The 26899-nt window shown below is 48.7% G+C and carries 8 protein-coding genes and 1 other RNA gene; 4 read left to right on the forward strand and 5 right to left on the reverse strand.

Annotated elements, in window-relative coordinates; translation table 11 throughout:
* Window positions 1-19 precede the first annotated feature (19 nt).
* A complete protein-coding gene (locus BM122_RS08810) occupies window positions 20-709 on the forward strand; it encodes a VIT1/CCC1 transporter family protein (protein WP_074905226.1) in 690 nt (229 codons plus the stop codon).
* Window positions 710-903: 194 nt separating this feature from the next.
* Here BM122_RS08810 and BM122_RS08815 read toward each other — a convergent pair whose 3' ends face one another.
* Window positions 904-2343: a dihydrolipoyl dehydrogenase gene (locus tag BM122_RS08815; RefSeq protein ID WP_442753904.1), complete on the reverse strand. Its 1440-nt coding sequence runs from the start codon at window positions 2341-2343 to the stop codon at window positions 904-906.
* Between the two features lie 404 nt (window positions 2344-2747).
* Here BM122_RS08815 and BM122_RS08820 point away from each other — a divergent pair, with 404 nt between their 5' ends.
* Window positions 2748-3056, forward strand: a complete 309-nt coding sequence (locus tag BM122_RS08820; protein WP_074905228.1) for a cell division protein ZapA — start codon at window positions 2748-2750, stop codon at window positions 3054-3056.
* A 61-nt stretch (window positions 3057-3117) separates the two neighbouring features.
* Window positions 3118-3295, forward strand: a non-coding RNA gene (gene ssrS / locus BM122_RS08825) — 6S RNA.
* A gap of 324 nt (window positions 3296-3619) precedes the next feature.
* Here the strand turns inward: ssrS and BM122_RS08830 are convergent.
* The 3 genes from BM122_RS08830 to BM122_RS08840 all read right to left on the reverse strand — a co-directional run bounded on the left by BM122_RS08830 (window position 3620) and on the right by BM122_RS08840 (window position 22811).
* Window positions 3620-13981 (reverse strand): Tc toxin subunit A-related protein, encoded by a 10362-nt coding sequence (locus BM122_RS08830; RefSeq protein ID WP_074905229.1) that lies wholly within the window; start codon window positions 13979-13981, stop codon window positions 3620-3622.
* Window positions 13982-14619: 638 nt separating this feature from the next.
* Window positions 14620-14853: a hypothetical protein gene (locus tag BM122_RS24130; protein WP_218152047.1), complete on the reverse strand. Its 234-nt coding sequence runs from the start codon at window positions 14851-14853 to the stop codon at window positions 14620-14622.
* Window positions 14854-15092: 239 nt separating this feature from the next.
* Window positions 15093-22811, reverse strand: a complete 7719-nt coding sequence (locus BM122_RS08840; RefSeq protein WP_074905230.1) for a SpvB/TcaC N-terminal domain-containing protein — start codon at window positions 22809-22811, stop codon at window positions 15093-15095.
* Window positions 22812-23306: 495 nt separating this feature from the next.
* Between BM122_RS08840 and BM122_RS08845 the strand changes: the two genes are divergently transcribed.
* Entirely contained in the window at window positions 23307-25283 is a 1977-nt protein-coding gene (locus BM122_RS08845) for an aminotransferase class I/II-fold pyridoxal phosphate-dependent enzyme (RefSeq protein ID WP_074905231.1), read from the forward strand.
* A gap of 110 nt (window positions 25284-25393) precedes the next feature.
* On the opposite strand, the gene phoR is transcribed toward BM122_RS08845, so the two are convergent.
* On the reverse strand, window positions 25394-26782 hold the full coding sequence (phoR, locus tag BM122_RS08850; RefSeq protein ID WP_074905232.1) for a phosphate regulon sensor histidine kinase PhoR: 1389 nt from the start codon (window positions 26780-26782) through the stop codon (window positions 25394-25396).
* Window positions 26783-26899: the final 117 nt, after the last annotated feature.

A 26899-nucleotide genomic window follows, 5' to 3' on the forward strand; every position in this document is an offset into this window, starting at 1 on the left:
TAAAATTTTATTAACCTTCATGGCTCATAAAGAAGATCATCGCTCTCACCGTACTGGGTGGTTACGTGCTGCCGTACTGGGTGCTAATGATGGAATTGTGTCTATAGCCAGCCTTATTATCGGCGTAGCTGCTGCCCACACAAGCCGGGAAGATATTCTTTTGGCAGGTATAGCAGGTCTTGTTGCCGGAGCCATGTCGATGGCGGCCGGGGAATATGTCTCTGTCAGCTCGCAGGCCGATACAGAAAAAGCCGATATTGCTCTTGAACAACGCCATCTTCAGGAAGATCATGAATTTGAATTCCAGGAATTAGTAGAGATCTATATCAAAAGAGGAATCCAACCGGAACTCGCAAAACAAGTGGCTATGCAATTAATGGCTCAGGATGCATTAGATGCCCATCTCAGAGATGAATTGGGTATTTATGAGCGTATGACCGCAAAACCCATTCAAGCGGCTTTTACCTCAGCAGCGATGTTTACCCTAGGTGCTGCCATGCCGCTTACAGCTACTTTTGTTGCACCCACAGCCCAAATTATTCCTATTGTCGCCAGCTTTTCCCTTTTTTCTCTGGCTATGTTGGGTGCACTGGCTGCTTATTTGGGAGGCGCAAATATTTTGAAAGGCGCAATCAGGGTAACTTTCTGGGGAACACTCGCCATGGGGCTTACTGCTACAGCAGGAAAACTGTTCGGTATCACCGTCTGACAATTATAAGGGTATCTCTAAACACCCATATTTGCGAGCATCTGCTTTCGCGGATTGCCTGCTTACCCCGTCTCGTCACAATACGTCGCTGTTCACAAAAATTGTTTCCTTACATATCAGTTATATGCTGCGTCAACATTTTTTGTTCTCGCCTCGTCTTGTTTAAAACTCTGAATTTTTAGAGGTGCCGTAAATCAATCGAGTGCGGCCGCATTGAAAGCATCACAGGAAGCAAGATCAGATTCGCTGACTGCCGGCAATTTGGCAGCGAGATTACGTAATCCCGTACGGAGTCCCTCTTCCAGAACCGGATGATAAAAAGGCATACCTAACAGGTCCCCAACCGTTAGAGATTGATCAATTGCCAGCGCCAGTAAATGAGCCATATGTTCGCCTGCTGGGGCACAAATCTCTGCACCGAGTAGTTCGCCGCTTCCTGATTTTGCATAAAGGCGTAACATTCCTTTATTACATTGTGCAGCCCTGGCACGTCCTTGATGATCAAAATGCACTTCACCGATTACGATATCATTACGATCAAGTGATCGAAAATCGTTTCCAACAACTGCAATATTTGGATCAGAAAACACGATGCCAAGTGGAGTACGACGTTTGAAACAAATCATTTCTTCTTGTACTGCGTTTAGCCCTGCGATATGTCCTTCGTCGGCAGCTTCATGCAGCAATGGCAGATAATTATTCGCATCGCCAGCCAAGAACACAGGAAGATCAGCTATCTGCATAGTAGTGGGATTCACAGGGGGTAATCCTTGTTCATCGAGCGAAACACCTAGCGTTTCGAGTCCAAGATTATCAATATTGGGGCGACGGCCAAGTGCTGCCAGTACACCATCAACCGCGATGTCTACTCCACTCGTTCGAATGCGCACGCAATTTTCTTCTGGTTCCAGAACCACCTCAGCTCTTTCTCCCAAATAGAGTGGAAATTCCTGTGAAAGTAAATCTAACGCTACCTCATTAATGTGTGGATCAGTTAAGCCGCCAATCAGCTTATTACTGCCGAATGCAGTGACCTTTACACCTAAGCGGGCCAGTGCTTGTGCCATTTCCACCCCAATAGGCCCCGTTCCAATGACCGCCAACCTTGTTGGTAAGTTTTCCTGCTCAAATAAAGTGTCTGTAGTCAATAAACGATTTCCCGGTACATGCCACTCTGCGGGGACAATTGGGTGTGAGCCGGTAGCGATAATAATATTTTTTGCACTTAACTTTTTATCATTGATCAGGACTTGATTTGCATTAAGCAAGCGCGCACGACCCGAAATCGCCCTCGGTCCAAGCACTTCAGTTGCATTTAAGGTACTGGCTACAAAATCATTACGAAGCTCACGAACACGCTGCATGACACGAGCTATATCTATCCTCAGCTGGTCTGCCCCCCGAATTCCAAATGTATCAAATGTAGTACGCCGATGGAAGGCATTGGCCGCTTCAATCAATAGCTTAGAGGGCATACATCCAATACGTGCGCATGTCGTTCCCCAAGGGCCATCATTGACAATTACAAATTGTTCGGTGCGCTTCCTTACTTCGCGCAACGCAGACAACCCAGCGCTCCCTGCCCCAATGATAATGACATCCAGCATTTCATTTACAAAATTAGAATTCGCCACATTGTGCCTATTTAGCTAAGAACAGTTTTTCAATTATCTCATTTTATTCCATTTCTAAATCAAAATTGTCTTTGTCGGCTTCACCTCACCGTATTATTGATACTGTCTCCGGCTCGCCGTTGCGTCATTTTTGATTTGGAATTGGAATAAGGTCGATTAATAATTGACTTTAACTTTATTATGTTTGTAAAACCATAGTGACTTCATGAATGCAGAATTTTAAAATTATTTGATGATAAAATTAATCAACTTGTAAAATGATATAAAGTTATCTGCTCATTAAAAGGCAGATTTTATCATCATTCAGCTGACTCAATCACTGCATAGATAATCAGCTTCCTAAACTATACATATTGTTATCAATCGCTTACAGGATTTTTTAAAAAATCTTCCTGAAAATAGGTATGGACACTGAGACAATCATCGTTACTATTATGGGACGAGAATTCCGCATTAACTGCTCTGAAAAAGAACGCGAGGGTTTATTGCTGGCGGTTTCTTATTTAGATAAAAAAATGCTGCAAATAAAAAATGAACGCAAAATAGTGGGAACCGAACAGATTGCGATTGTAGCAGCGCTTCATATGACTCATGAACTGCTTACCATGCGTCCAGCCAAAAGTTTTGACATGAGTGAATTTAAGCGTAAAATTAAATTTATAGAAAACAAGTTAGATGAGTTGTTGCCAAAAAAAGAAAAAGAAGACCAATAAAAAATAAGTTAAGATTTTTTCATTAAATCTTGTTTGAGCAATACAGAATTTGCATTACAGAATTTCCCTGCGGTGTTTGTTAAGGCTAATACTCTTTGAACCAATTGTTATAGCAGGTTGCGAACTAAAGTGATGCTGTTGTGCGCTCCTCAAAGAAGGGGCACCTGATGCATCCGGTTTGCGACCACCTTGAACCTCAAGGTTCAAGATGACAGCCTGACGGCATTGGCGGGGAAACCATTTTCATAATAACACTCCAGAAAGGCAAAAATTGCGCTACCTAAAGATAGGATAGCAGATAGTATCAGGTAGCATCACACATAAGCTTAAGCTGATCATAATGTTCATCCTCCTTCTCTTTTACTTGGTGTCGGATAGATATATTCTCTAACTATTTCTTCATCTAATCCTACCGTCGCTACAAAATAAGCACCTGCTTAAAAAACTCTCACCCGTAAAATTTCTCGCCTTCTACATAAATCCAGATTTTCCATTAGAAAATTTTCTTAATAAAAATCTGGATTAGACTGAACTATTTAAAAAAAATAGAAATCTGATTTTCATCAGCTTTCCTCCCACTGATAGCCTATTATCAATAAAACATCTTTTACTTCATTGTTCTGCAAGTTACCGCTAGAGCCTGGGCCGGTCATCTTTAGTTGCCATTTCAATGGCGGATCTGTTGGTACCACCTCAACCCCTAAGGCAGAGACGTCCTTTTGGCTGAAATGCAAACCACCATATTGATCTTGCTCGACTGGGGAAAGGGTAAAAGCATTAGATCCCGCAGGAGGCGGCTCAGGCAATGGTGGCGTCATGACAACGTTATAGTTGCCCCTATCTGTGCATTGTGCCAATAGCCAAATGCTATTAACCTTCAGGATCTTTCCCTGATCCAGGAAACGGAAAAGACTTGGCACCATCTCCAACTCAAAAATATTCTCTTCTGCTGGATTGATCGGGTGCAAAAAGCGATGCCACTGGGTCGGGAATTCCTGACGCAAATTAAGCAATCGTACAGAGTGCGTTGTCCCCTCTTTGCTGAAATATTCTCGTAGATAAGCAATTGCACCGTTTTTAAATGGTCCAGCATCTTCTCTTGCCGTGTACTTGATGTGAACAATGACATCAGAAATCGTGCTGTAATCAAATTGACGCAATGGCCTCCCAAAGTCAGGGTTTCCAGGATCAGGATTATTAGAAGGAAGATCACTAAATAATTCCAAAGACCATTCGCTAATTACGCCCGCTCCCTCAAAGGGGAGATAGCGCTCGTCGCGGAAGCTTAATTCAAAGACGCCGCTGTCGTTCTGCCCATTGCTAGCTGCGATTGATTTGACTGGGATATTGCTTTCCACAAAACGGGGATCGTCCGTCCAGACGCCGCTGTCGTCCTGAGCATGGGCGTAACCGTCGGCAAGATCGGAATGGATGCGGATGTAATTTTTCAATAGCCGAAGCGTGCAGGAAACTGTCGTGTAAGGTCCAGTGACGCACGGCAGCGTGATACTCACCGACTTAATGTGACGGAAGTAGTGACCTGGGTAGTCGAGATCAAAGATCTCCTCGGGTAGGTTGATAAAGCAACGTCCGGTTGCTTTCAACTTCACCAAGGCTAGCGGGTCAAGCGTGAGCAGCGAGATATGCTTAGTTAACTCGAACTCGCGCCGATTCTGTTCCAAATACGCCGTTTCGAGGCGGCGCAGGTCATACTGTAATTTCTCGCCAGACAGCAGCCCCTTTTTCAAGCTGTCCCAATAGCCGAATTGGATATAATTGCTGTCCTGCAAACCGAGCTCGAAACGGAAGCAGCGCTCCGCGCGTTTTGCCAAATCATACGCAAGCTGGTAGCTCTTGAAAAATACCCCGGAAATTTGTCCTACCTGCCACTGAAACAGCTCCTCGTTGGTGTACTTTGAATGCATGAAGTCATCGGTGGCTTTGGCGTTCTCGATTTGGAGGACGTGGTTATCGAGTTCTTTCTCGGCAATGGCGAGGCGCAGTTCGGCAGCGGCGATTTGCTTGTCGAGTTGCTCGATTTCCTTAATGGCCAGATCCTTTTGGTAGTCCCATTCTTCCTGTCGACGTTGATAACTGGCAAGGTTAGCAACAAGATCTGCGTTCTTGTCCAAAATGGTGGCTATATTGTACAAGCCGTTGGCTGCACGCTCTGAAGCCTTTGCCGGTTTATCACCCGTGGGGGGTACAGATGTAAAGTGAGGGCTACCTCCAAATCCTGACCCGCCAATTCTGAAATCTGGAATAAGAAACATCACGCCTGCCAACGTGTCGGCAAGGGTACCGGCTGTATGAGACGCCATGGAAAGGAAATTTAAAGCAGTTGCCGTTATTTCTCCTATATTCATAAACTCCCGACTTTCGTAGTAATCTTTCTTGATTTGGGCCAGTTCCTTACTTTTCTTCACTCCTTCCAGATTATCCTTCGCCTCATCAACCTGTTTCTCTCGCACCGTTTTCATCGCTTCCAGCAGTCTGATCTCCTGACCCTGCCTCAGCAGGTTCAACGCCTCAGCATCTTTTTTTTCTAGTGCAGAGAGCAAGGCGCCGCCAAGTGCCTTTAAGTCGTTGCACACCTCATTGGCTTTTTGCAGTAGCACGTTGAAGCGGTAGAGCGGTAGCGGTGTATTCAAGTCAGTGAGCGTGCTGCTGATATCCACGCCGGCGGCGATCGCTTTCACCAAGACACCGGGCTCGATCGGCGGCTCGAAAAGCGCCAATTGCCGTACCACACCTTCGATATTCATACAGTGGCGGATCTTGAAGAGCCGGTCAGCGACAGTATCCCAATAGCCGAGCAACTTATCGTTCTGCGGGATGCAGAAATAGAGCATGGGCAGCGGCGCTGCATCTTCGCCGTCCTGGCCATCGCCTGGCATGGGCGGCACGAAATTCTCTACCTGCACAAGGGTATTGGAGAAGCGGTCAAACTGATCTTCCAGTTCGTTGAAAGACTCTGAGGACGGCTTTGCCTGAGGCGGAATCTTGCGTGGGCGCGGCCCGAGGATTTCCGCCGCCAGAATGTAAAGTTGAGTCGCCTCGTTGATACTTTCCATGCTGTCCTGTCGGAACAGGTAATCGCCCCAGGCGATAAGATTATCCAAGTATTTCATCACCGTCGTTTTCTGGTAGGCGACGGTCCGATACTGAGCAATACGGTGTGGCTCGAAGGGGTGGTCCCTCCAATCTTTTACCTGGTCTTCAAGACTCTTTTTCAACTGTACGGTATAGCCAGGTACAGCGGTATCCTCCGCCAACATGCGCAGGATGCCATCGATGCGCTGCTGCAGGTACTCGTCATCAGTTGTCAGGAAAAATGGTTTGGTGATCCAATACTTCTGGGGTGCCCCTGCTATTGTGCCGTCCGGCAAGGTACCTTCTAAGCCAAGAGGATTGAAGATGAAGTGATACCATTGCATCGCCTCTGCGAAGCGCTGGTTCTTGCTCAACTGGTTAGCGATCATCAGCGGTGCGTGGAAGAATAATTCCCAGTTGTAGGGCGAGTAGGCACCATCCGGCGTGAAGTCCACGTCTTCCTTGGGGTAAAACTCCGAATAAGGATTGTTTGGATCGCCGGTTGGCTCGACGACCCATTGGGTCGGCTGGTAGATATCGAAGAACCGGAATCCGGAATCTTTCAACTGGGTTTCCCGACTCATCAAGGCGGGGATACCCTTGAGAGGGTTATTAACCAGCTTGGCAAAATCACAGACAAAGGGATGATAAAAATTCTTGAAGTGAAACTGCCGAAACAGGAACAAATAGTATGACCAGTAGCCGAGCCAATAATTGAAATACCTCATCAAGAATCGTGTCAACAGTTCCAGGACCTTTTTGTCTGTATAGCGTGGCTGCTCTTCCTCTCTGGGGAACTGCAGGCGAAGACCCTCTTCCAACTGTTTCCGTTGGTCAGGAGTCAAGGCCGAGAGGTCGATGCCGTCCACAACGGTTTGTACCTGACCATCGAAAATATCCTGCCATTGCCGGAATATTTTCTTGACCTCCGGGTAGTACAGTCGGATGGCTGCGGCACCTCCGTGTATCGTGTCTACATCTCCCGTCCGCAATTTGAGCGAGGGTAGGACAAAAAACGTGCGCTTTTTATCAGCGTAGAAGTACGGAAGCCAACTGCCTGCAAAATTGACTCCTGATCTAACGGAGGTTCGATTCGATGTAAGATGGAAAAGATCAAAGGAATCAAGCCAGAATTTATCCAGGTAAGAAAGATGCCAAGGCGGGGACATTTTGAAGATATTGGGCGTCTGGATCAGGATGGGGGTAGAAAACCCACTCCAATCCCGGGGAACCATGATGGTATTGGGTAGATTGGTGATCTTCGACGTTTGAAGGAGGGTGAGGAATGAATTGGAGAGGGTGAAATCGTTCTGCGGCTCGTCATGACGACTAACGGTATGACCAAATTCATCAGGCATTCCCAGCTCAATCCACTTCATGAACGCTGTATAGGACTTAGCTGGATTACTATATTGCCCCACTGAAGCCCATTCTGGCTGAAGGACGGGTATGTAGTTGCCCTTTTCAGCCGTGAGAGCCGTGAGTTCAGGCACCCCCTTACAGCCGGTAATCTCAAACGCACCATGCAACTCCGCCTGCTCGTATCCATCGCTACCAAGGCTATATCCACCAAAGTTAATAATGAACCGTCCATCAATGCTGCTACGATCCACGGGGATAAAATGATAAAACTTTCTGACAATATCGACCTCAGTTACCCAGCCACTCTGATAAAAATCTTTTGATATCTTCTTCGGTGTCCATTTTCCTTGCCGGTAATCACTCACCGCCATCTGCAATCTGAGCCGTTTTATTGTTCTCTTAACGGGTGCCTCGCTATCCCCTGACTGCGGTATCGGAACGGGCTTATTGTTTTCTGTTTCATCCGGCACTTCCGTAAATATCGGCCAAAATAGGAGCAGCCGTTTGTTTACCACCGCCGGGATGAGGTAGTCTCCCGCAATGTCCAAGTCCACCTTCTCCCAAGCAGTCCAGCGGCGATAGTCGTATTGGCGATAGTAATAAATATGCGGCTCACCGCCCTTTGTGCGTCCAAAAACATGCAGAATAGTATGGTCGGCATCATCTTCCTGGTAAAAACCCGCGATTTCAAGTTGGGCAACTTCGTCCAGCTTTTCCAGATAATTCAAAAAAGCCGTTTCGACCGTATACTGATTCACCTCGTTCTGCAGTAGCTCATTCTCCAGATCCTTAAAAAAGGAGGATTTATCTCGGCGCAATTCCGGCTCGATCCAATTTTCGGGATAGAGAAATACTTTACGGTTAGCCTCCCAGACACGGTATTTACTCATCCACTCCCACCAGCGCCAGGCACTGTCACCGTCATTGCCATCGGCCTTCACCAATACATCAGGTTCCAAGCCCATATGGCAGCGTTGTAGGAATAGCTGCACCGAACCGGATGCTTGGACGAGGCGAGAAGTCAATTGACAAGAACTCATTTCCACGTCAAGCAGATAGTAGCCGTACACATCATTGGTATTCTCCCATTTACCGGAGGGTGGCGGTGGCGTTGTCGGGGTGAAGTGATGAAGCAACCAGGCCACAAGGGCATCGCGCTTACGCTCGCGCAGCATGTCCTGTATTTCCGTACTGAGGGTTAGCCAAGTATCCGCCCCGAATTTGGAGCGAAGCAACTGCTTGAGCGTATCACTTTCCATTTTACCGACGATGGGGTTGGCGAAAATAATTGCCTTATCCGCTCCGGCATTGAGCTTATCAAAGAAGCGAAATGCATCGCGCAAGCGTTCCCAGTTTTCCGCCAGCAGGTAGTCAGTTGGATAAGCAAGGTCGAGTGATTGGATAAGGTGCTCAACGTCAATTGCATTCCAGGCGTCGTTCAGGAGCTGCACATCGGCGGCAAATTCATTGGCAGAAGCATAGGCACCTTCATTTAATTTCCCTAAAATAACGAGTAATTTGATGCCCGTTTCTGGCAAGGTGTCGCGCAACTTGAACAACCGATTCATGCGCAGGAAAGTGTCGATGGGAGCGATCGGATCATTGTTGTCGAGCGGCAGACTTTTAAAATCGAACAGTTTTGCCGGAGCTTGCAGAGTGATGATGGTTTCAAGCTCCTCCAGATTGATCTTCCATTTTTTCAAAATCACTGCAATCCTATTGAGCCAGTACCAGGTATCGAAAGCATCCTTAAAAGCTGGGTCTTCGTAATCCAGCGCTCCGCTCGATGTGGAGAACGCACCGATGAAAAGTTCAAGAATGGTATCGGGGGAGTTCAATTCGAAACGGGTCATGATTTCCCGTACCATGGCTGTGGTTAAGCCGAGTGTGTCACTACTCTGCTGTACCACAGTATTTACTGCTAATGTCTTGGCAAGGTAAGCCAACGCTTGCTTGGTAGCATTTACGAGTCGCTTGGCAAAAGTGTCATTGGCGGGAACCGTGGTATCAAGGTCAGCGTCACTCAACCAGATGCGTTCGTCCGGCAAAACGATAGTCTGGGGTTGCGTGGCGAGGCTGGTTACGGCATTGCGATAAGCAGCATCCAGCGGATCCGAAGGAGTAGTGTTGGGCACAAGATCTTCGAGCGCCGCCTGTTCTTCCTCGGTCATGATGCCGGTAAAGCGCAGCAATCGATACTCGGCATCATAAACGATCTTGGCAGCGAGATCAGCGGAAAGCTGTGTTTGAAAATTTATTGCGGGGGGCAGTATTTTGAGTGGCGCGGTGAACACGGGTTCGTAAAATTTCACCGCCAACCGAGGGCGCTCGAACAGATCTTTAATGGCGTCACGGTATACCGAGTCAGCAGACAGACCGTTTAGCGTGTTTTGTTGGGTGCTGGTCATGACGCCGGTAAAGCGCAAGATTCCGCTCGTTGCATTGTACTGGATCGGTATTCCGGCAGGAAAAACGAGTGTCCCCAAGCCTGCCACTTTCTTTTCCACCGCCACATCGCCCCGCAGTATCGCCACGAAGGAGCTCACTGCCGGTTCATCGCGGTTTAGCTGTTGCAGGAGCGTAACCAGCAGTCCGGCCAATTGCTCCTCATCCGTGGGCGGCGTGGCTGTCAGGAACGCATACTTTGAGGCATCGTACTCGCTACGCACGGCCTGCAGCGCTTTGCGCAGCTCGAACAAAAACTTGGCTGCGTCTGATTCCTTCACGGTGGCTTTCGCAGAATGGTCCACGTAGAGCAGCCAGTTCAATTCATCCATGTTGAAACCGGTTTTCTTCAGTTGCCCGACTTTCTCCAGGAAACCCCAAGCTGCTTGAGGACTGCTAAATGCGGCAATATCCTCGTTGAGTAACTTCAATAATATCTGCCACTCGTTCGCTTTGAGTTTCAGTAGCTTAACTAGCCAAGCGTGGCGCCAGAGGAAGGACAGATTGGCCAAATTGAGGTCATCGTTGATGTAAACTACACCGGAGGGGTTCTTAAGATGCTTGAAAACCTGCAAATCAGCATCACGCACGCCTAGCGCTGCTTGCACAACCGGCAGATGAGCTGTGATCGTTTGCCCGGTAGGTAGATCACCCGTATTGGGGTCGAGCTGGAATGCCGGGTCAAGCGGATGAATGAGCTTCTTGTTTAGGAACAGATTCTGATAGAGCGCGTCCTCCCGTTTTTCATGAAGCTTGGTGAATCGTGTCACGGTGTTTAGATCACCAAACAGGACGGTGGTCTGCTCCACCGTCACCTTACTGCCCAACTTGTTTTTTACTTCTGCAAAGTACATCAGCTTGACTAGGAACGCCTCGTCCAGGCTGCCATTGCCGATGGCAGGATGACGAATGACGAGGTCGAGCTCCCACATCTTCCAATCGGTTAGCTTGTGCCACAGCCGCAAAAAGCGGTGGATACGGTCGAGTTTCTGAGCATCCAAGGTTTCGATGCGCTTCTGCTCTGTGTCGCATGTCGGGTCGAGGTGGACGACGGCGATATCGCCCATGGGATTGATGAATTTCAGGTCGAGCAAGGCGAGCAGTTGCGGGTACTCCAGGCTGGTTTTTTGTAGAAAAACGTCAACCTTGCTTACGTTAGCTATCATTGTTGAAATATCTGGTTCACCCCAGTAAGGGTGCTGATTAGCTGAGTCTTCTATGAGTATGATACGCTTCTCATCCTTTTCGAGCGGTGGTGCAGTCTCTTCTAACGCGACCGAAATACCGAAGTATTCGGCAGCGATGTGAACCTCAGTCGGATTGTTCGGTGCAACCGTACCTTTGAGTGTGCGCATAAGCTCCCAACGCTTCAATGCGATTTTTTGAAAAGCTGTCCGCACTTCTTCAATGAACAGGTCAAAAGGCAGTGTAAAGGGATAAAACGCTTTTTTTAACTTGCCATAAGCTTTGGGATTAACATACTGGGGGTTGGCCCGCAGCTCGTCAGCACTTGCTTTTGTATTGCGCAGGATTTCGGCGAAGAAATTAGGCGTGGCCTTTTTCTTCAACAGATATGTAATAGCATCGCCGTGCACCACCCAAAGGTTGGGGTCGGCGGGCTTAACCTGTATGAGCGTGAAATCATCCCCTAAGCTGACCCCCTGCGTGGCGAAGGCAGTCGCCACGTTGGCTTTGCTGGTAGCGCTCGCATCAAGGATAGCTGTCAGCCCAGACAGCTCCAGGTCGTTCTCGCCATTGGCGATGACATCTTCCAGCACTTCACATACGATGTCGATATAGGGCAAAGGTACATGGGCATTTTCGCAGTTCAACTCCAGGTAGCCCAGATCGGGGCGGCGCTGGAATAGGATGCCCTTGACTGTCTGTGCCGGGTTCTTCGCCTTACGATCTTTGAGGAACATCAGCACATCAGCAAAATAAGCTGCAGGGCTGAAGACTGAGCGGCACTGCTCACACTCACATAGATCACCCGCTTTGAACAGGTTGTTCCAGTTGGGGAACTTGGACACCGCCTCGTTGCCATTGAGCAACGCCTTAGGCAAGCCTTCGGCATCCAGCGCCTGCAATTCGCCCACCAGCGTCACTACAGCAGCATGAGTTTGAGCAGCACGGTTATAAGTGAGTCGCGCAGTTTCTCGGCTAAAACCAGGACGATTGGCATAAGTTCGCACGAACTCCGCCTCTCCCATACGGTAAATCTTCAAAGCCGAATGCAGATCATCCGCCAGCAATTCATCCGTTGCCTCGAAGTTGGGTACAAGCTTGAATACCCGCTGAATCCCCTTCAGTTGCAGCCTCAACTCCTCATTCTGTTCCAATCTCCCTATATCTGGGCGAAGCTTGGTTTCAAAAAAATCATCTATGGCTGTTGTTAGAAATTCAAACTGTTCGTGCGCCTGCAGGAACTTATTGATGAGTTCAGGATGCTTCAATCCTTTCGGCCCACCATTACTCATTACCCGTTCTAAGCCTCCCGTGAAAGCAACCGTAGGAAAAGCTTCCCGGAACTGTTGCGCCAAGGTTTTACCATAGGCTTCAGCGGCGCGTAAGTCAGCCTTTAGCGGCAAATCTGGCAGGGGGATATCTACCGGTAATTGCAGCTCGCCAGAGGCGACATGATCGCGCACCAGCTTAATCCACTCATCCTCGCTCACCTTGGCTAGCAGTCGTATTTGACTAGGTTGATCAATGCCATAGACTTTCTTTGAAACACGGGCAACGGAGAAGTTACCCTGTGCCAACTCTGTAATCTGAAAAGTGGTTTGCAGATCAGTAATCTCGCTCTCTTTGAAGGAGCCATCTTGCTTCAACACCTCAACCAGATCGTGCGTTAACCCTTGATACTCGCCAAAGAGACGTGCGAACTTTTCTTGTCTTGGGGCATCTCGAATACCCGCGTCTTCGAGTACGCCTTTGAGGACGGCGCCATCGTCGCTCACGGTTTGCCGGGCTACAAAATCGAGGAACGCCTTGATCCACACGCCTACCTTATCCTTGCCCCACGAAGGAATGAGATTATGACTCAAGGCACTGATCAAAGCCTTATGCACGGTCATCGCATCAAGAGAAGGAAGTGTGGCGAGTATCACCGCCAGCAGATCCGGTAGATTCTGATCCTCAGAGATCGAATAGAAAGGTGTCGAGAATACAGCATACCAGAATTCAGGTTCGATATGGCTCTCCCCCATCAATTGATGAGCTACCGCAAAGCAGAAAAGCTTTTCATTCGGAAGGTTGGTTTCTCCATTCAAAAAAGTAATGTCGCGGATTTTATTATCTTGTCTGAGTTCAGCGAAAGTGACGTTATCTAACAGTGGCATCAGTTGTTCGACAATCTGCTCGTATTCGGAAGGGCCGCGGTATTCACCGTCGCCGATGACCAGATCGACTATCTCAACCGGCTGGGCATTGAAGATAATGGCTGACTCGGTGATATTTTCTCTTCCCAGATAGGCACGGACCAACAAATCCGCGCTTTTCTTCTCCTTGCGGCGGAACTGGCTAACATGATAGGTAATCTGATAGTGCCCTGCTTTGCTAGTTAGCGTCTCACCCAGGTATTCCTCGCTACGTAAGTCCTTATCGAATACCATGACGAGTCCCGACATTACTGGCTTGCCATCCGGATAGTGGATGAGTCCTCGAACAATGAACATCTCCTCCGGCTGAGGCTCGGCAGCTTCCATTTCAACCTCGATTACGACTGGGGCTTCCATGCTCTCTACATTGCACAACACTGAATCTTCAGTGCTCTTGATGAGTTTATTTTCATGGAACACCTTGAAGAATAAATCCTGCCGCCGGTCCAAGAAAATTTCACGAAAAGAAGACTCATCGAATATTACCCGGAAAATACCTTGCTGATCAGTCACAGCACAACCCACCAGATCATTCAATATATGATCCTTACTCCACACCTCAACGCGTAAACCCGCTAAAGTCTGATGCGTTTTTGCGTCGATCACATAGCCCGTAATACGAAACGTTTTGTTAGTATCATTCATCCCGAATTCTCCTGTCCAAATCAATTGTCTCAATACATTAGTTAGCCGATGCCATATGTCTCTTTTCCCCTGTGCAATCTGAACCTACGAGCTCAGCTTGCTGCGGGAAAGGGCCTGTTCCAAGCGGATCTTCCGCCAGGCTCATGACAAGCCTTGTGCGCTATCCAGCGATAAGAATCACTATCGTTACCTGGCGGCGGTGTTAACACCATGCCTGTGATCGGGTATGACTATTTAATCGTCCATATAAATTCTGCGGCCGCACAACGAACGTCCGGTCCAGATGTTGGACATCGAATTCCCCCATCCGGAACGTTTGAAATAGCGCCACTACTTGCAGTGTTGACACGCATTGCATAAACTTATCAGCTTATCCACCAAGCATCCTTACCCTCATTGGGAAGCGGGGTGCGCCGACGACCAAATCCAATGTTCAGGACACGTCACATAGCCCTTTCTCACCAGGTCTTCGTAGATGTTAATTGAGCTTCTGTCGGTAAGAATCTGGGCTTTCAGCTTTCTTCGATCATGGATACCCATCCAAAACCGATGCTTTCCGTCCTCATCCAAAAATAACTTCAATACACTGGGCTTTTTAGTTTCCAGATTGCTCTTGAATTTCATGGAGGTAAACCGTTTTAAGTCGTGCGGAAACCTGCCATGTCCGGCAATGTGGCGATAAGATGAAAATGGTTCAGCATGAAAACATATCCGTTCAGTTCCAGATTTTTATGTTCCCGGCAATATCGCAGCGACTCGGCCAGAATCTGCCAGTGGTTATCACGATCGAACAGGTAATACCAGTGCTGGACCGTCAGGGTCAAGTAATATGTCTCAGTACTCAGGTCGACAGCAACACGGCGCGAGGGCATAGTATTCGTTCTCCTGCAAAACCTTAATTTCCTCGTGCCGAACTCTTTATTGCCGGATCGGTGATTTCCCCCGTCCGGAATGTTTCGATACCCGACTAATTTACACAAACGTTCGGGTCGGGGTATATACCCCGTCCCGCTTGGTGGTGAACCCCAACGATTAATCCCGATAGCAACGCCCGAAAGTGATCCCAGTGCCGCAAAATGTTGGGGTTCTTTGTCACCCTAACCTTCGCGGGCTAAGGTACAAAAATATCTCCTTTGAGAATCCTCTCTTGACGGTACCGTTTCCTCTCCAATCGCTCGAGAGGGTCCAACTGCTTTCTGTACTCAACCGGTCCTGGACCATACTCTTGAAATTCTCTTATGCTCTGATAAGCCTTTATTCCTTCGTCAATCTTCTTCATGCCTTCTTCTATTTTTTCTTTGGCATACGATACCCCACCGAACGTAAAAAAATCTGCCGCTTCAATGGCTGCCGCATCGATATCACCGTGAGCGAGATGCCACACAATCGTAGCACCTGACACGACAGCCCCGACGACCACTGCCGCCTTGCCGAGGAACTTCGCTCCTTGCAGTGCTTTACCGCCATATCCCCTCCAGCGTCTGGCCGGCCCACTTTTCTTTTTTGTCCCCCCGCCACCACCGGTACCTTTGTCCCCAGCAGGTGTGCTGGTTTTCTTACCTTCGAGCTCATCGATTTTTCGTTCCAAATCGTCTACTTCTGTTTCGGCCAAGCTTGCCTGATCCGCCTTGCCGTACCTGACATCGCCACGCTCCACATTTGGATCGCCTCCCAGCTTCGTGACACGGCGTGCCAGGTTTTTTACAGTGCTTTGCGATTTCTTGATGTCTGCCTTAACCTGCCGCACACGTTCTCCTGCAATCTCCAGATCCGATCGAGTCAACCCGTAGTGGACCCGTTTCCTCAACAACTCCGCTTCGAGCTTCTGCTTTTGAGCCGCGAATCCAGCCTCTTTGGGGTTGAGTCCCTTGATATCCGACTCAAGCTGCTTGATGCTCGCTTCGGTGCTTTTGAGTTCCACTTCAAGCTGCCGCTGTGAGCTGAGCGTTTCTGGCAACCTGTTCTCCACTAAATCTTTCAGCTTTGTACGCTCATCGATCAGCGCGCTTTCTGCCTCGCTCACCTTATTCGAATTTCGTCCATTTCGATCCATGAAGTTGATCGGATTATTTCGGCTGAGCACGTACATATTGATGTGGTCCAGAATGCCAGCCGGATCGGTAGACAGCCACGTGCCAATCCATGGCGCGTAGTAACGTGCCCCATGATAGTTGAGCCCGCTTTCTTCATCCCGCTCCTTTCCCGTATACCGATACCGCTTCAGGCTTACCTCCGTGGCGCTTCGGTCCGCCTGGTATGACGTGCTGCCGTAAGGGTAATATTCCTCGTAAGAGAGGATCTGCGCCTCCTCATCCAATTCCAAGGTAGCGGAACCGAGGTGATTTCCGAATTGATAACGGACTAATTTGGCCGGTGAACCATCGTTGCCCTGGGTCCGGATTTCTACCAACGCGATGCGTTGCTTATCGTCCATGATGTGCAGCGCCTCTCGCTTCAATTCCACCGTGTTACCATCGTTCTCATATTCACGGTAAATCTCAAAGCCTCCCAAATAGATGCGCTCTTTCTTGCGTGTCGAGGTTTGACCGGCAGCGGCTTGACGTTCGGTCACTTTGCGCACGCGCTGTCCGGCTGCGTCGTATACATAGTAGGTGGTCTCCGGCGTGCCCTCGTTCACGACCTGCCGCGCGGTCGCCCGCAGCTGATCCTTGAAGTCCCACTGCATTAAGCTGAGGTGCCGCATGGTGGTCATGTTACCGTGAGCGTCGTGACTATGCGGCTCAGGAATCGGTTGGTTGCCGTTTGGGTGGGCAGTGGTACTGCTCAGACGGTTGCTTTTCTTGGCAGGTTCAATCAGACTGTCTTCGTTATAAGCATAACTGCGGATCCAATTGCTATTCGCCGCCTGATGAATCAGTTGCTCGAAATTGCCAACCGCATCGTAATAGTACGTTTCGCTATAGCGGCGCATGGCCTGCCCATCGCCTGGGTGCGGCAAATGCACTCGAAATTGATCATCCCAGGTGGTCTGCGGCTGGGAAGACTGGCCGATATGCTCGCGCCCCTTTGCCTGGATCAGGCGATAAACCGCGTCGTAGCTATAGTCATTGCTGGGCGTCACCACCTGATTGTTGAAATAGATCGTCTGCTGAGCGGCGTCCTCAATCTGCGTGATGTTACCTGCGGGGTCATAGGTATAGTTCAGGTCCTGCAGCCGCGTCTGGTCGCTCAACCGCGTAGTCTTGAGGCGGATCAGACGGAAGGTCAAGACGTCATATTCATACTCGGTCTTAACCTGATTGCCGTACTCGATGAGCACGCGCTGGCCCCTAGCGTTGTAGTCGATGTTGCGCACGAAAGGCATAGCCACCGCCGCGCCGTGCAGGTGGATGTCCACCTTCTCCAACAGATTGGCTTCGTTGAATGTGGGATGATAGACGCTCAAGTCCGGCGCGGTCTGTTCTGTCGCCCGGTTAAGGGCATCGTAGCGAGTGCGGCTGATATAGATATCGGTTTCCAACTGCTGAATGCTGTCGGACCAATCTACAGTGGTCTTGTAGGCCGGAATTCGAGTGCCTTGCGGGTCGACAAACTCGGCCAATTGGCGTTGGCTTCGTAAAAGATTGCTCTTGAAGTCGTACTCATCAGTGGTGGCAACGCCGGCCTGATCAAAGAGTTGAACCATCTTACCGCGCAGATTGTTCGCCTCGGGATTGGGGCGGGTTTCACCATAAACCGTGCGTTCAATAAGAAACTCTGGTCCTGTGTCTTCGCGGAAAGAGGTTTCGATAGATCGACGCAATGGATCGTAAGCTGTACGGAACTGGTGGTTGCGGCTATTCCAAGCGTAGAGCGGATTGCCAGCGACATCGTTCAGCATCCAGCGCTCGCCCGCCTCCATGCTGACTTGGTGGATGCGGTTGCTCAGCATGTCGTAGTCGTAGCGCATGACGATACGATCTTTGGCATCGATCACCTCACGCTGGTTGCCTTCGATGTCGAGCACCACGCGGGTGGCATAATGCTCCTCAATGAGCGCGCCGTTACGCTCGAAGCGGTTGTGCGCAATGGTTAGAAAAGTACGGCCGAGCGAATCTGTGTGAGCGATGGCAGGTGTTCCAGCATGCATGGCTGCTTTCTCGGCAGCCTGCCGCTCAGGATCTGCCGGTGGTCTGCTTATTCGTTCTTGATACCAAGTAGGCAAGTAATCCACAGCCGGCAGTCGACGGAAGAAATCGCCGGCATTGGCATCCGTCTTAGGATCGGCGATCAGCACGGTGTCGTTGATGTCCCAGGTTTCCTGCTGCCACGAGTCGACTATCACCTTTTCCCAGGTGTGATTGGGATGCAGCGTGGCCACGACCCGTTCGACCGGATCGTAGAACAGGATGGGACTGACGCCGGTGTCCGTCATCTCCCTCTCTTGTTCATAAAGAGGGGTCGAGCTGAAGAAGGGTTCGTACTGCCTGACGGGCTTGCCTTTGTTGTTGAACACGGTACGCCCGCTACCGACCCAGCGCTGTGGCGTATCGACTTGCACAGGTTTGCCGTTAGCATCGCGCACCAGCGCACCCTGCTGCACATCGCCAGAGGAAAGCATCACGTCGGGGCCGCGCTGTGGTGCGTCGCCGCGCTCAGCCTGCATCTTTTTCTGGATCTCCCGGCCGAAGCCGTCGGAGTAGGAAAAGCCGACCTGGATTTTCGTCTCTGGGCCACCAGGATCGAAGAAGTGCGTCTCCCGCGCCAGCGTCGCTATGAAAGGGGGTTGGCCACTGCGTAAATAGCGGTCGAGATCATAAACGATGCGGGTAGTGGCTTTGCCCAGCAGGGAGTCTGCCTGGCCGTGCGGGTCAGCGACGAAGGCTTGCAACGCCACGAGCGGCGGATCGGGATCGAAATCTTCCAGCAGATCGCCGAGGGTTTGCCCGATCTTGCCCTTCACAGCAGTGGCGACCACCATGCCGAAGATGTCGAAGGCCACTTCGGAGCGGTTCCCATTTGGGTCGGTCATTAACCGAGCTGCTAGTATGCGATAGTCGTTCTGTGCGCGAATTGTGTTGCTGAGCGCATCACGTGTCTCTACCGTGAGTAGCTTGTGATCATCGTAGATGACAACGGTCTCGGTGTTATGTACGTCAGTATGGAACGGATTGCGGTAACGATGCGGTAAGAAAAAGTGACTCCGGGCATGGGTCAACTCTGCTGCTGCATTGTCAGTTATATTTGGCGAGAAAAACACCCGACCGGATGGCAGCCACCAATGGTCATTTTTATCCAGATCGACATAACCGCCGCGCTCAGCGCCTCCACCTTCCAGCACATCTGCGGGATTGGCCGGAAGCAAACTCTGGCCGTTGCGCTTATAGACGTTATTTAAAAGGCCTGGCGTGAAAGTAAGCTGATAACTTTCGCCCGGTAAGGCCTGCGATTCCATCTTGCCCAACGGTAAAAATATAAGGGGGTTATTGTTCTGGACTGCTCCGAGGTCATCTGGCCGGTAGTATGTGCGCACCTGCTCGATCCACCGCTTCTGCAATATACTCGCAGCCGGGTTCTGCTCATAATCAATAGGCACAGCACCAGCGCCAGCAGTTAGCATCTCTGTTACGGTAAAACGGTTCTGTCCCATGGGTAGGTGCAGTCCAGTCAGCTCAAAGCAGCGCGACTCACTGGGCAGCGGGCTACGATAAACGTCGGCATCCTCAATGGCATTAGTTACATTATTTTCTCTGTAGGTGACGTGAATTTCAGTCTGCTTAGTCTGGGCTTCTACCGACAAAGTCGGGTCCGGTTGGCGGCGGCCGTAACCAATAGCCGCCGATTTCAGCACATTACCGAAGCCATCTACCTCGAGCGTCAGCACATGGGAAATACGCGGATCACTCGGGTTACGTTCATAGTGATAGCTGACAGCTTCTCGGGTGTGGGTGAAGAAGACCGCATGGCGGTTTTTGTCACGCGGCTGCAAAAGCCGGACGGTAAAGTTCTGCTCGACAACATTATAGGGATGCTTTGCTTTATCCGTGCCATCCAGCGCATATACCTCCTGACGCAGCATAGCACCTTTCAGCGCGCGACAGGCTTCGCGCTCTTCCTCGACCGTTAAATCTTCAGGCAGCACGGTATCTTCAAGCAAAAGCTGCCTCGCTTGAATATCACTCAGCCCTGGCTCGCGGTAATACTCACCAACGTCCCTTTCATTCAACAGTCCGGCGAAAAAATTGGTGACATGACCGCGACCAAGATAAATCCCGGTATGAAACCAGGTTTTGGTATGAACAGGCGCCACATGAGAGGTTTCGTCGATATTACTGGCTGCTTCCTCACCTCCTATCGGGGCAAAGGAGCTGAATTGTTCAGTGTCAAACTGTTCCACCATGCCGAAGCCACGGAACTCTCGTTCCTCGCCATCGAAGTAACCGTGGTGATAAGCATAGCGCGTGACGAAATAGTTATTGCTGATATGATCGAATGTCTCGACTCGTTCAACCACATGTACTGGGAACGGCAAACGGGTGACCCAGGGCTTTCCTTCCTGTTTGTCTTTTAAATAAAAATAGGTGGAAGGGAGGTATTTCACCCGAGTTTCGGCACCTAGATTATTGATGGTCTTGATGAGCAAATGCGGTTTATGCTCCCCCATCAAGTTCACATAACGCATGGGCCGTTGCATATCCCTTTGTAATGGCGATGACCACACCAGACAAGCAGTACCATTTCCGAGCAAATCAGTAGGAGCGATATTGACCAAATCATCTACACGAGAAAAAACGTTTAAATACACCGGCTCACTCCAGCTATTACCTGATTGGTTGAAATACAGGCGTATACCCTCGCGGTGTAGATAAATTACATCGGTGGTGCCAGTGCCATCAATATCAGCCAGTCGAATGCGTTCGTGCTCGAATTCAGTTGGATTGTCGAAAAAAGGGGGATGATCCATAGCTATCTTGGCACCGAAACGACCATAGCCAAGGTTGGGCCAGTAGCAGATCTCACCATTTCGGATACGTACTAAATCAGTAAGGCCATCACCGCTTAAATCAGCCAGATAGATGGATTGCGTAGCATCAGCGAATATCAAGCGAGGGCCTTTCTCTTCATCCAGGGATTGAGCCATTCTTTGTGCCGGGCCAAAGCCGTTTTCTGCCAGTGAGGCATGCCAGATAAAAGCTTCATCTTCTGTAATCAGCACGTCGGCATGACCATCCCCATCCAGATCAATAAATTTGAGGTTTGGACTGCGCATCTCATGATTTGGCAGTGACTTAAATGGGCGAAAGGATTGCCAGCCTTCCTCTTCATCATGCTCGTACAAACCGGGTATGGTGTTATCTAACATCACCAGGTCTGGCTGGCCATCCCCTGCTAAATCCATAAACTGCGCACCACCAGCCAGAGCTAGATTGGGTTTGGTCATGACATGCTCAATCGGCGCAAATTCGACTGGCTGCTTGCTTGTCAAATTGAAATTCCTGGGGCTCAGATTACGTTTGTAATACCAAGCAGCTCCTTGCTCGGTCAGGATACCAGGAATACCCTCCCCATGCAGATCAGTCCATTGATAGCTTGCACCATCTACACCGATGGGCAAATTTTCCAGGCTAACAGGATCGACTTCCTCGACTATATCCTGGACGATGGGTTGGGTGTACTCGAATTCGAGAGGTGGCAGGCTGCGTTTTAGATAGGTATTGCCATTACGTTTGTAGCCAGCTTGGGTCACTTGCTTTAAAAAAGTATAAACAGGATTGCGAGCACTGATTGGATCTTGCTCATGAGAGTAGTTAAAGTCAGTAGAACGTACCAGGCAATTTTCTCCTACCCCTTCCTCTTCCGGGAAGTGATGGAACATGAGCACACGCTGACATAAGCGAGTGGTACGTACTTCAAAACCTGCACGGTAGGTGGAAAATGGGTCAAGACGGAAATTCCATTGACCTGAATCATTTGGCTGCGGTGCATTGACATCGTGCTCACCATAATCGAACACAACCTCAAACATCCAATCCAATTGTGTGTCCCTCAGAAAAGAAGGGCGATGCCCGTTATCATCTAGCGCAGTTTTTCGGTTGCCATATTTGATATGCTTTAGATAGCGATTGACCGCACGATGAGTATCATCACGTGCACCGCGATTGCGCTCATGCACGTAGCCCAAGTCGACGCCATCGCCATTTTCCGATTTGTATTCATAGAGAACTACATTGCCCTTGTCATCACAGATTTCGCAGATCAACCAGGAAAAGATATGGGTAGAATTCTTGGGATCCGAGATGCGTGCAGCAGCATCTTTACCATAAAGCGTTAGGATGTTGTCCTTGGAGAGAGAACGCCAATGAATCTCACCGGTTTCAGTATTGGTCCATCGCTCGATACGAGCAAATAATCCTTCGGTACGAGGCCGGTAGCGGTAGAGACGATAGGATGTACCCTCAATATTTCGTATATCACTCCAACGTGAACCATCCTCCTTCAGCAGCGGGACCAAATCTTCTGAGCCGAATAGTATAAACTCATCGGATTCTTCAGCCTCTTGATATTTGGGCAAGCCTTTGTCGGTCTTGCGAGTGATAGAGGGAATCGAAAGGCTCCAACCAAAGCCAAAGGTGCCATTGCCGGCACCTGAGTCATATGACAATGAAAGCTGCGGACCAAAACCGGACCGCCCTGAGCTGGTGGCAATCGGTAAGCTTATTGAACCTGTGCCTGTAACCGGATTGGCAGTAAATTTTTCACCTATACCACGAATGGCGCCGCCGCCTTTGGGTAGTGTTATTGAGGGGGCAGCGTTTGAGATTGCCTGTCTATGCGACGTTTCACCTTCTTTACTTGCGCCAGAATTGGTTGAACGTGATGAATATTCCACTCCTACTCCTTCCAGTGAAGATTCATGAAGCGTTACGCATGAACATAGCACCTCAAATAGGGCAAAAGCTAGGGACTAATTGCCTTTCCAAATCAAAAATGACGCCGCAGACAGCATCAATAATATGGCAAGGTGAAGCCGACAAAGTCAGTTTTGATTTAGAAATAGAATAAGATTATTCAGCTTTACAACGTAATAATGCTAAGGAGTAAGAAGCAAGCTAACAATAATGCATCTGCATACAATTTTTATTCCTTATCATCAAAAATTTCAGCCATAGGAGAAAATTGTCCAATAATGGTCGAATTGTTGATTTAGATTAGATTAAGTTTAAACTCCTAAATAAAATTTATAACAAAAATTTTGTGCATAAAGAACGTCACAACAAAATAGTTGATGACTTTAAGCTTTTGTTAACCAAGATAATAATTTCTAATTGAATGGTGAGAGTTCTCAGCTGTCACCTCTAGCATTCATTTTGATGACGTATATCTCATGAAAAAACCAATCAGCCGTATTCTGCTTATCAATGATGAAAAACTGATCCTGAAGGGATTCATCAAAGGATTGAACGACGCAGCCAAGTCAATGGAAAATTCTTTGGGGATCACTTTTACTGGCGTTACGACTGCACGCGAGGCGTTGCAGGCAATTGAAGAAGATGGCGATATTCAGGCATTGGTGGTCGACGATAAGCTCTATACTCTGCAAAGTGAACGGAAAGGTGCACGTAATCTGCAAATGACGGCATTAGAACTCGTCCAAAAAATTTCTCGTTTTCGTCCTGAATTAAATATTTATATTCTGATTGCACAAGAACAGCAGGATGAAGTCGTTGATGCCCTCTTCTCAGAAACGGTAGATGGTTATTTCTATCGAGAAGAACGTGATTATCGCGGTATGTATCGCATCCTTAATGCTCAGCTGCAAGAAAAGGCGCGCACCCCTTTCTATGATCAACTCAAGAGTTATGTCCTGATGGCAAAGGATGCTTGGCATACACCGGGGCACTCTTCTGGTGATTCACTGCGCGATAGCCCGTGGATAAGCGATTTTTATGAATTTATCGGTGAGCATATTTTCCGGGCTGATCTGTCGGTCTCCGTTCCCATGCTTGATTCGTTAATGGAACCCGCGGGAGTCATCGCGGAAGCGCAAAAAATTGCAGCTAAAGCATTCGGCGCACGCCGTACCTTTTTCGCTACTAATGGCACTTCTACCGCCAACAAGGTTATTTTTCAGACCTTACTCGCCCCAGGTGAAAAATTACTGCTGGACCGAAACTGTCACAAATCGGTACATCATGGCGTGGTGCTATCAGGGGCTCATCCGGTTTATCTTGACTCATCGGTCAATAAGAAATTCAGTATTTATGGGCCGGTACCCAAACAAACCCTATTCAATGCCCTTGAACAACATGCTGATGCAGAAGCATTGATATTAACCAGTTGCACCTATGATGGTCTACGCTATGATCTCTCCCCGATCATTGAAGCTGCGCATGCAAAGGGGATCAAAGTTATTATTGATGAAGCCTGGTATGGCTTTGCCCGCTTTCATCCCGCTTTTCGCCCCACTGCTCTGGAAGCAGGCGCTGACTATGCCACCCAAAGCACACACAAAGTATTGTCTGCTTTTTCCCAATCTAGCATGATTCATGTCAATGATCCCGATTTCAACGAGCATCTTTTCCGTGAAAATTTCAACATGCATACCTCCACTAGCCCGCAATACAGCATGATTGCAAGCCTGGATGTAGCCCGCAAGCAGGCCACGCTGGAAGGATACAAACTGCTTTCGCGCACACTGGAGCTTGCCAGAGAACTCCGTCCACAAATCAATTCTACAGGTGTATTTCAAGTACTGGAACTGCCCGAACTCCTGCCTGATGAAGTCAAGCATGACAATATTCAGCTTGATCCCACTAAGGTAACGGTGGATATTTCACGCTGCGGCTTTACTGTGGAAGAGCTGATCCGCGAATTATTCGAGCACTACAATATTCAAGTGGAGAAATCCACTTTTAATACGCTTACCCTGTTGCTCACCATCGGTACTACTCGCAGCAAAGTCTCGCGTCTATATGATGCCCTGATGCGCATTGCACGCGAAGGCCGGGCTCCTCGGCGCCTTTATCAGACACCTGAAATCCCTCATTTTACTGAGTTGAGATATTTGCCGCGTGATGCATTTTACTGCGAGGGTGAATTAGTACCCCTATTGGACGAAGAAGAGAAAGTCAATAAGCATTTGGAAGGAAGAGTATCTGCCGATCAAATCACACCTTACCCGCCCGGCATCCCCGTGCTGGTACCAGGACAAACCATTACCAACAGCATCGTACATTATCTGGTCAGTATACTCCGTTCACAAAAACGTGTAGAAGTACATGGCATTGTCTTTGACGGCTACTTGCCTTGCTTAAGGCTGCTTACGGCTACTGAGGAAGGAAGCTTGAGAAAGCTATCTTAATTCCATTTCTAAATCAAAACTGACTTTGTCGGCTTCGCCTTGCCGTAATATTGATACTGTCTGCGGCTCGTCTTCGCGTCATTTTTGATTTGGAAATGGAATAAGAAGGACTAAAGTAGCGGTGGAATCGTTTTATTTGAAGGCATAGCATGAGTATCATGGATGGTAATGTTGCTTACCTTATTTTTTATCAATCGTTTTGCTGGGAACCAGACTTTGAAAATACTTCCTTTTTCTATTTCACTGATAATTTCCATGCGAGCCTGATGACGACCTAACACATGCTTGACGATAGCAAGCCCTAATCCTGTTCCCCCGGTTTCACGGGAACGGCTCCGATCAACTCGATAAAACCGCTCTGTCAGGCGAGGGATATGCTCAGGTCCGATACCGATACCACTATCCTGCACATAAAATAAGCCTTGACCCTGCTCTTCTGCCCAGTTTAATGAAATATTACCGCCATCGGGTGTATAACGAACGGCATTACTGATCAAATTACTGAAGGCGCTCCGTAACTCGTTCATACTTCCCAGCAAGTGAGCATCACTTACCAGATTCAAATTAATGTGGTGGCGTCCCGCACTGAGCGATTGTGCTTCTTGATACAAGCTTTGCAGCAATTCAGCAATGTTAATCTCTTCCTCATGCAAGATATTCTGTGCATTCTCGAGTTTGGATAAGGTCAGTAAATCCTCTACCAGATGTTGCATGCGTTTTGCCTGATCATTCATTAGAATCAACGCGCGCCTTTCCATCTCGCTGTCTTTAATCTCTTCATCTAGCAATGTTTCTAGAAACCCGCCTATGATCGTCAAGGGTGTGCGCAACTCATGTGAAACATTCGCGATGAAATCACGACGCATGATTTCCATTTTCTCAAAGCGTGTAATATCTCGACTGATCAGCAGCTTTTCCATGTCTCCATAAGGCACTAGCTGAAGTAAAAGCACCAACTCCTCATATCGTGATTGCTTGATAATCAGTGGCTTGCTGTAATCGCCGGAAGTCAAATACGCTACAAACTGCATCTGCCGCACCAGATGAGTCACATGCTGCCCAATATCAAGCCTCAGATCCAATCCCAGATGCTGCTCAGCAGAGGGATTACACCATTCAATCCGATCCGCTTCATCTAAGATAACGATACCTTCCGGCATTGCTGAAGTAGCGCGCTGCAAACGCTCCAGCGCTTTGCTCAGACTTTGTCGGCTTCGGTAATAACGTCGGATAAAGCGCGTTAGACGAATGAACACATCCCCCCACGCACCAAAACTTTTAGGTACATTCGGTATGGTGGAGGGATCAAACCCGGTATGATTAAAACGTTGAAACCATAGATCAAGTAAAGCCAAGCAATAGGTATGGTATATCGTTAATCCTAATAATACCAAGCTGAATAAAGCCAATGCTGTCACAGCATCTACCACCATCCATATTACAGCTGTAACCACTATCAGCAAAATAATAGCAGCAAAGCGTCGCCAGAAATCAAACACTTCAATAGCCCGGAGGTAAGAATTTTGGATATTCCAGAAATTATTCCATTTCTAAATTCAAAACTGACTTTGTCGGCTTCACCTTGCCGTATTATTTAACCTGTCTGCGGCTCGCCT

It is taken from the genome of Nitrosomonas communis (genome assembly GCF_900114745.1).
Classification (GTDB): Bacteria; Pseudomonadota; Gammaproteobacteria; order Burkholderiales; family Nitrosomonadaceae; genus Nitrosomonas; species Nitrosomonas communis_A.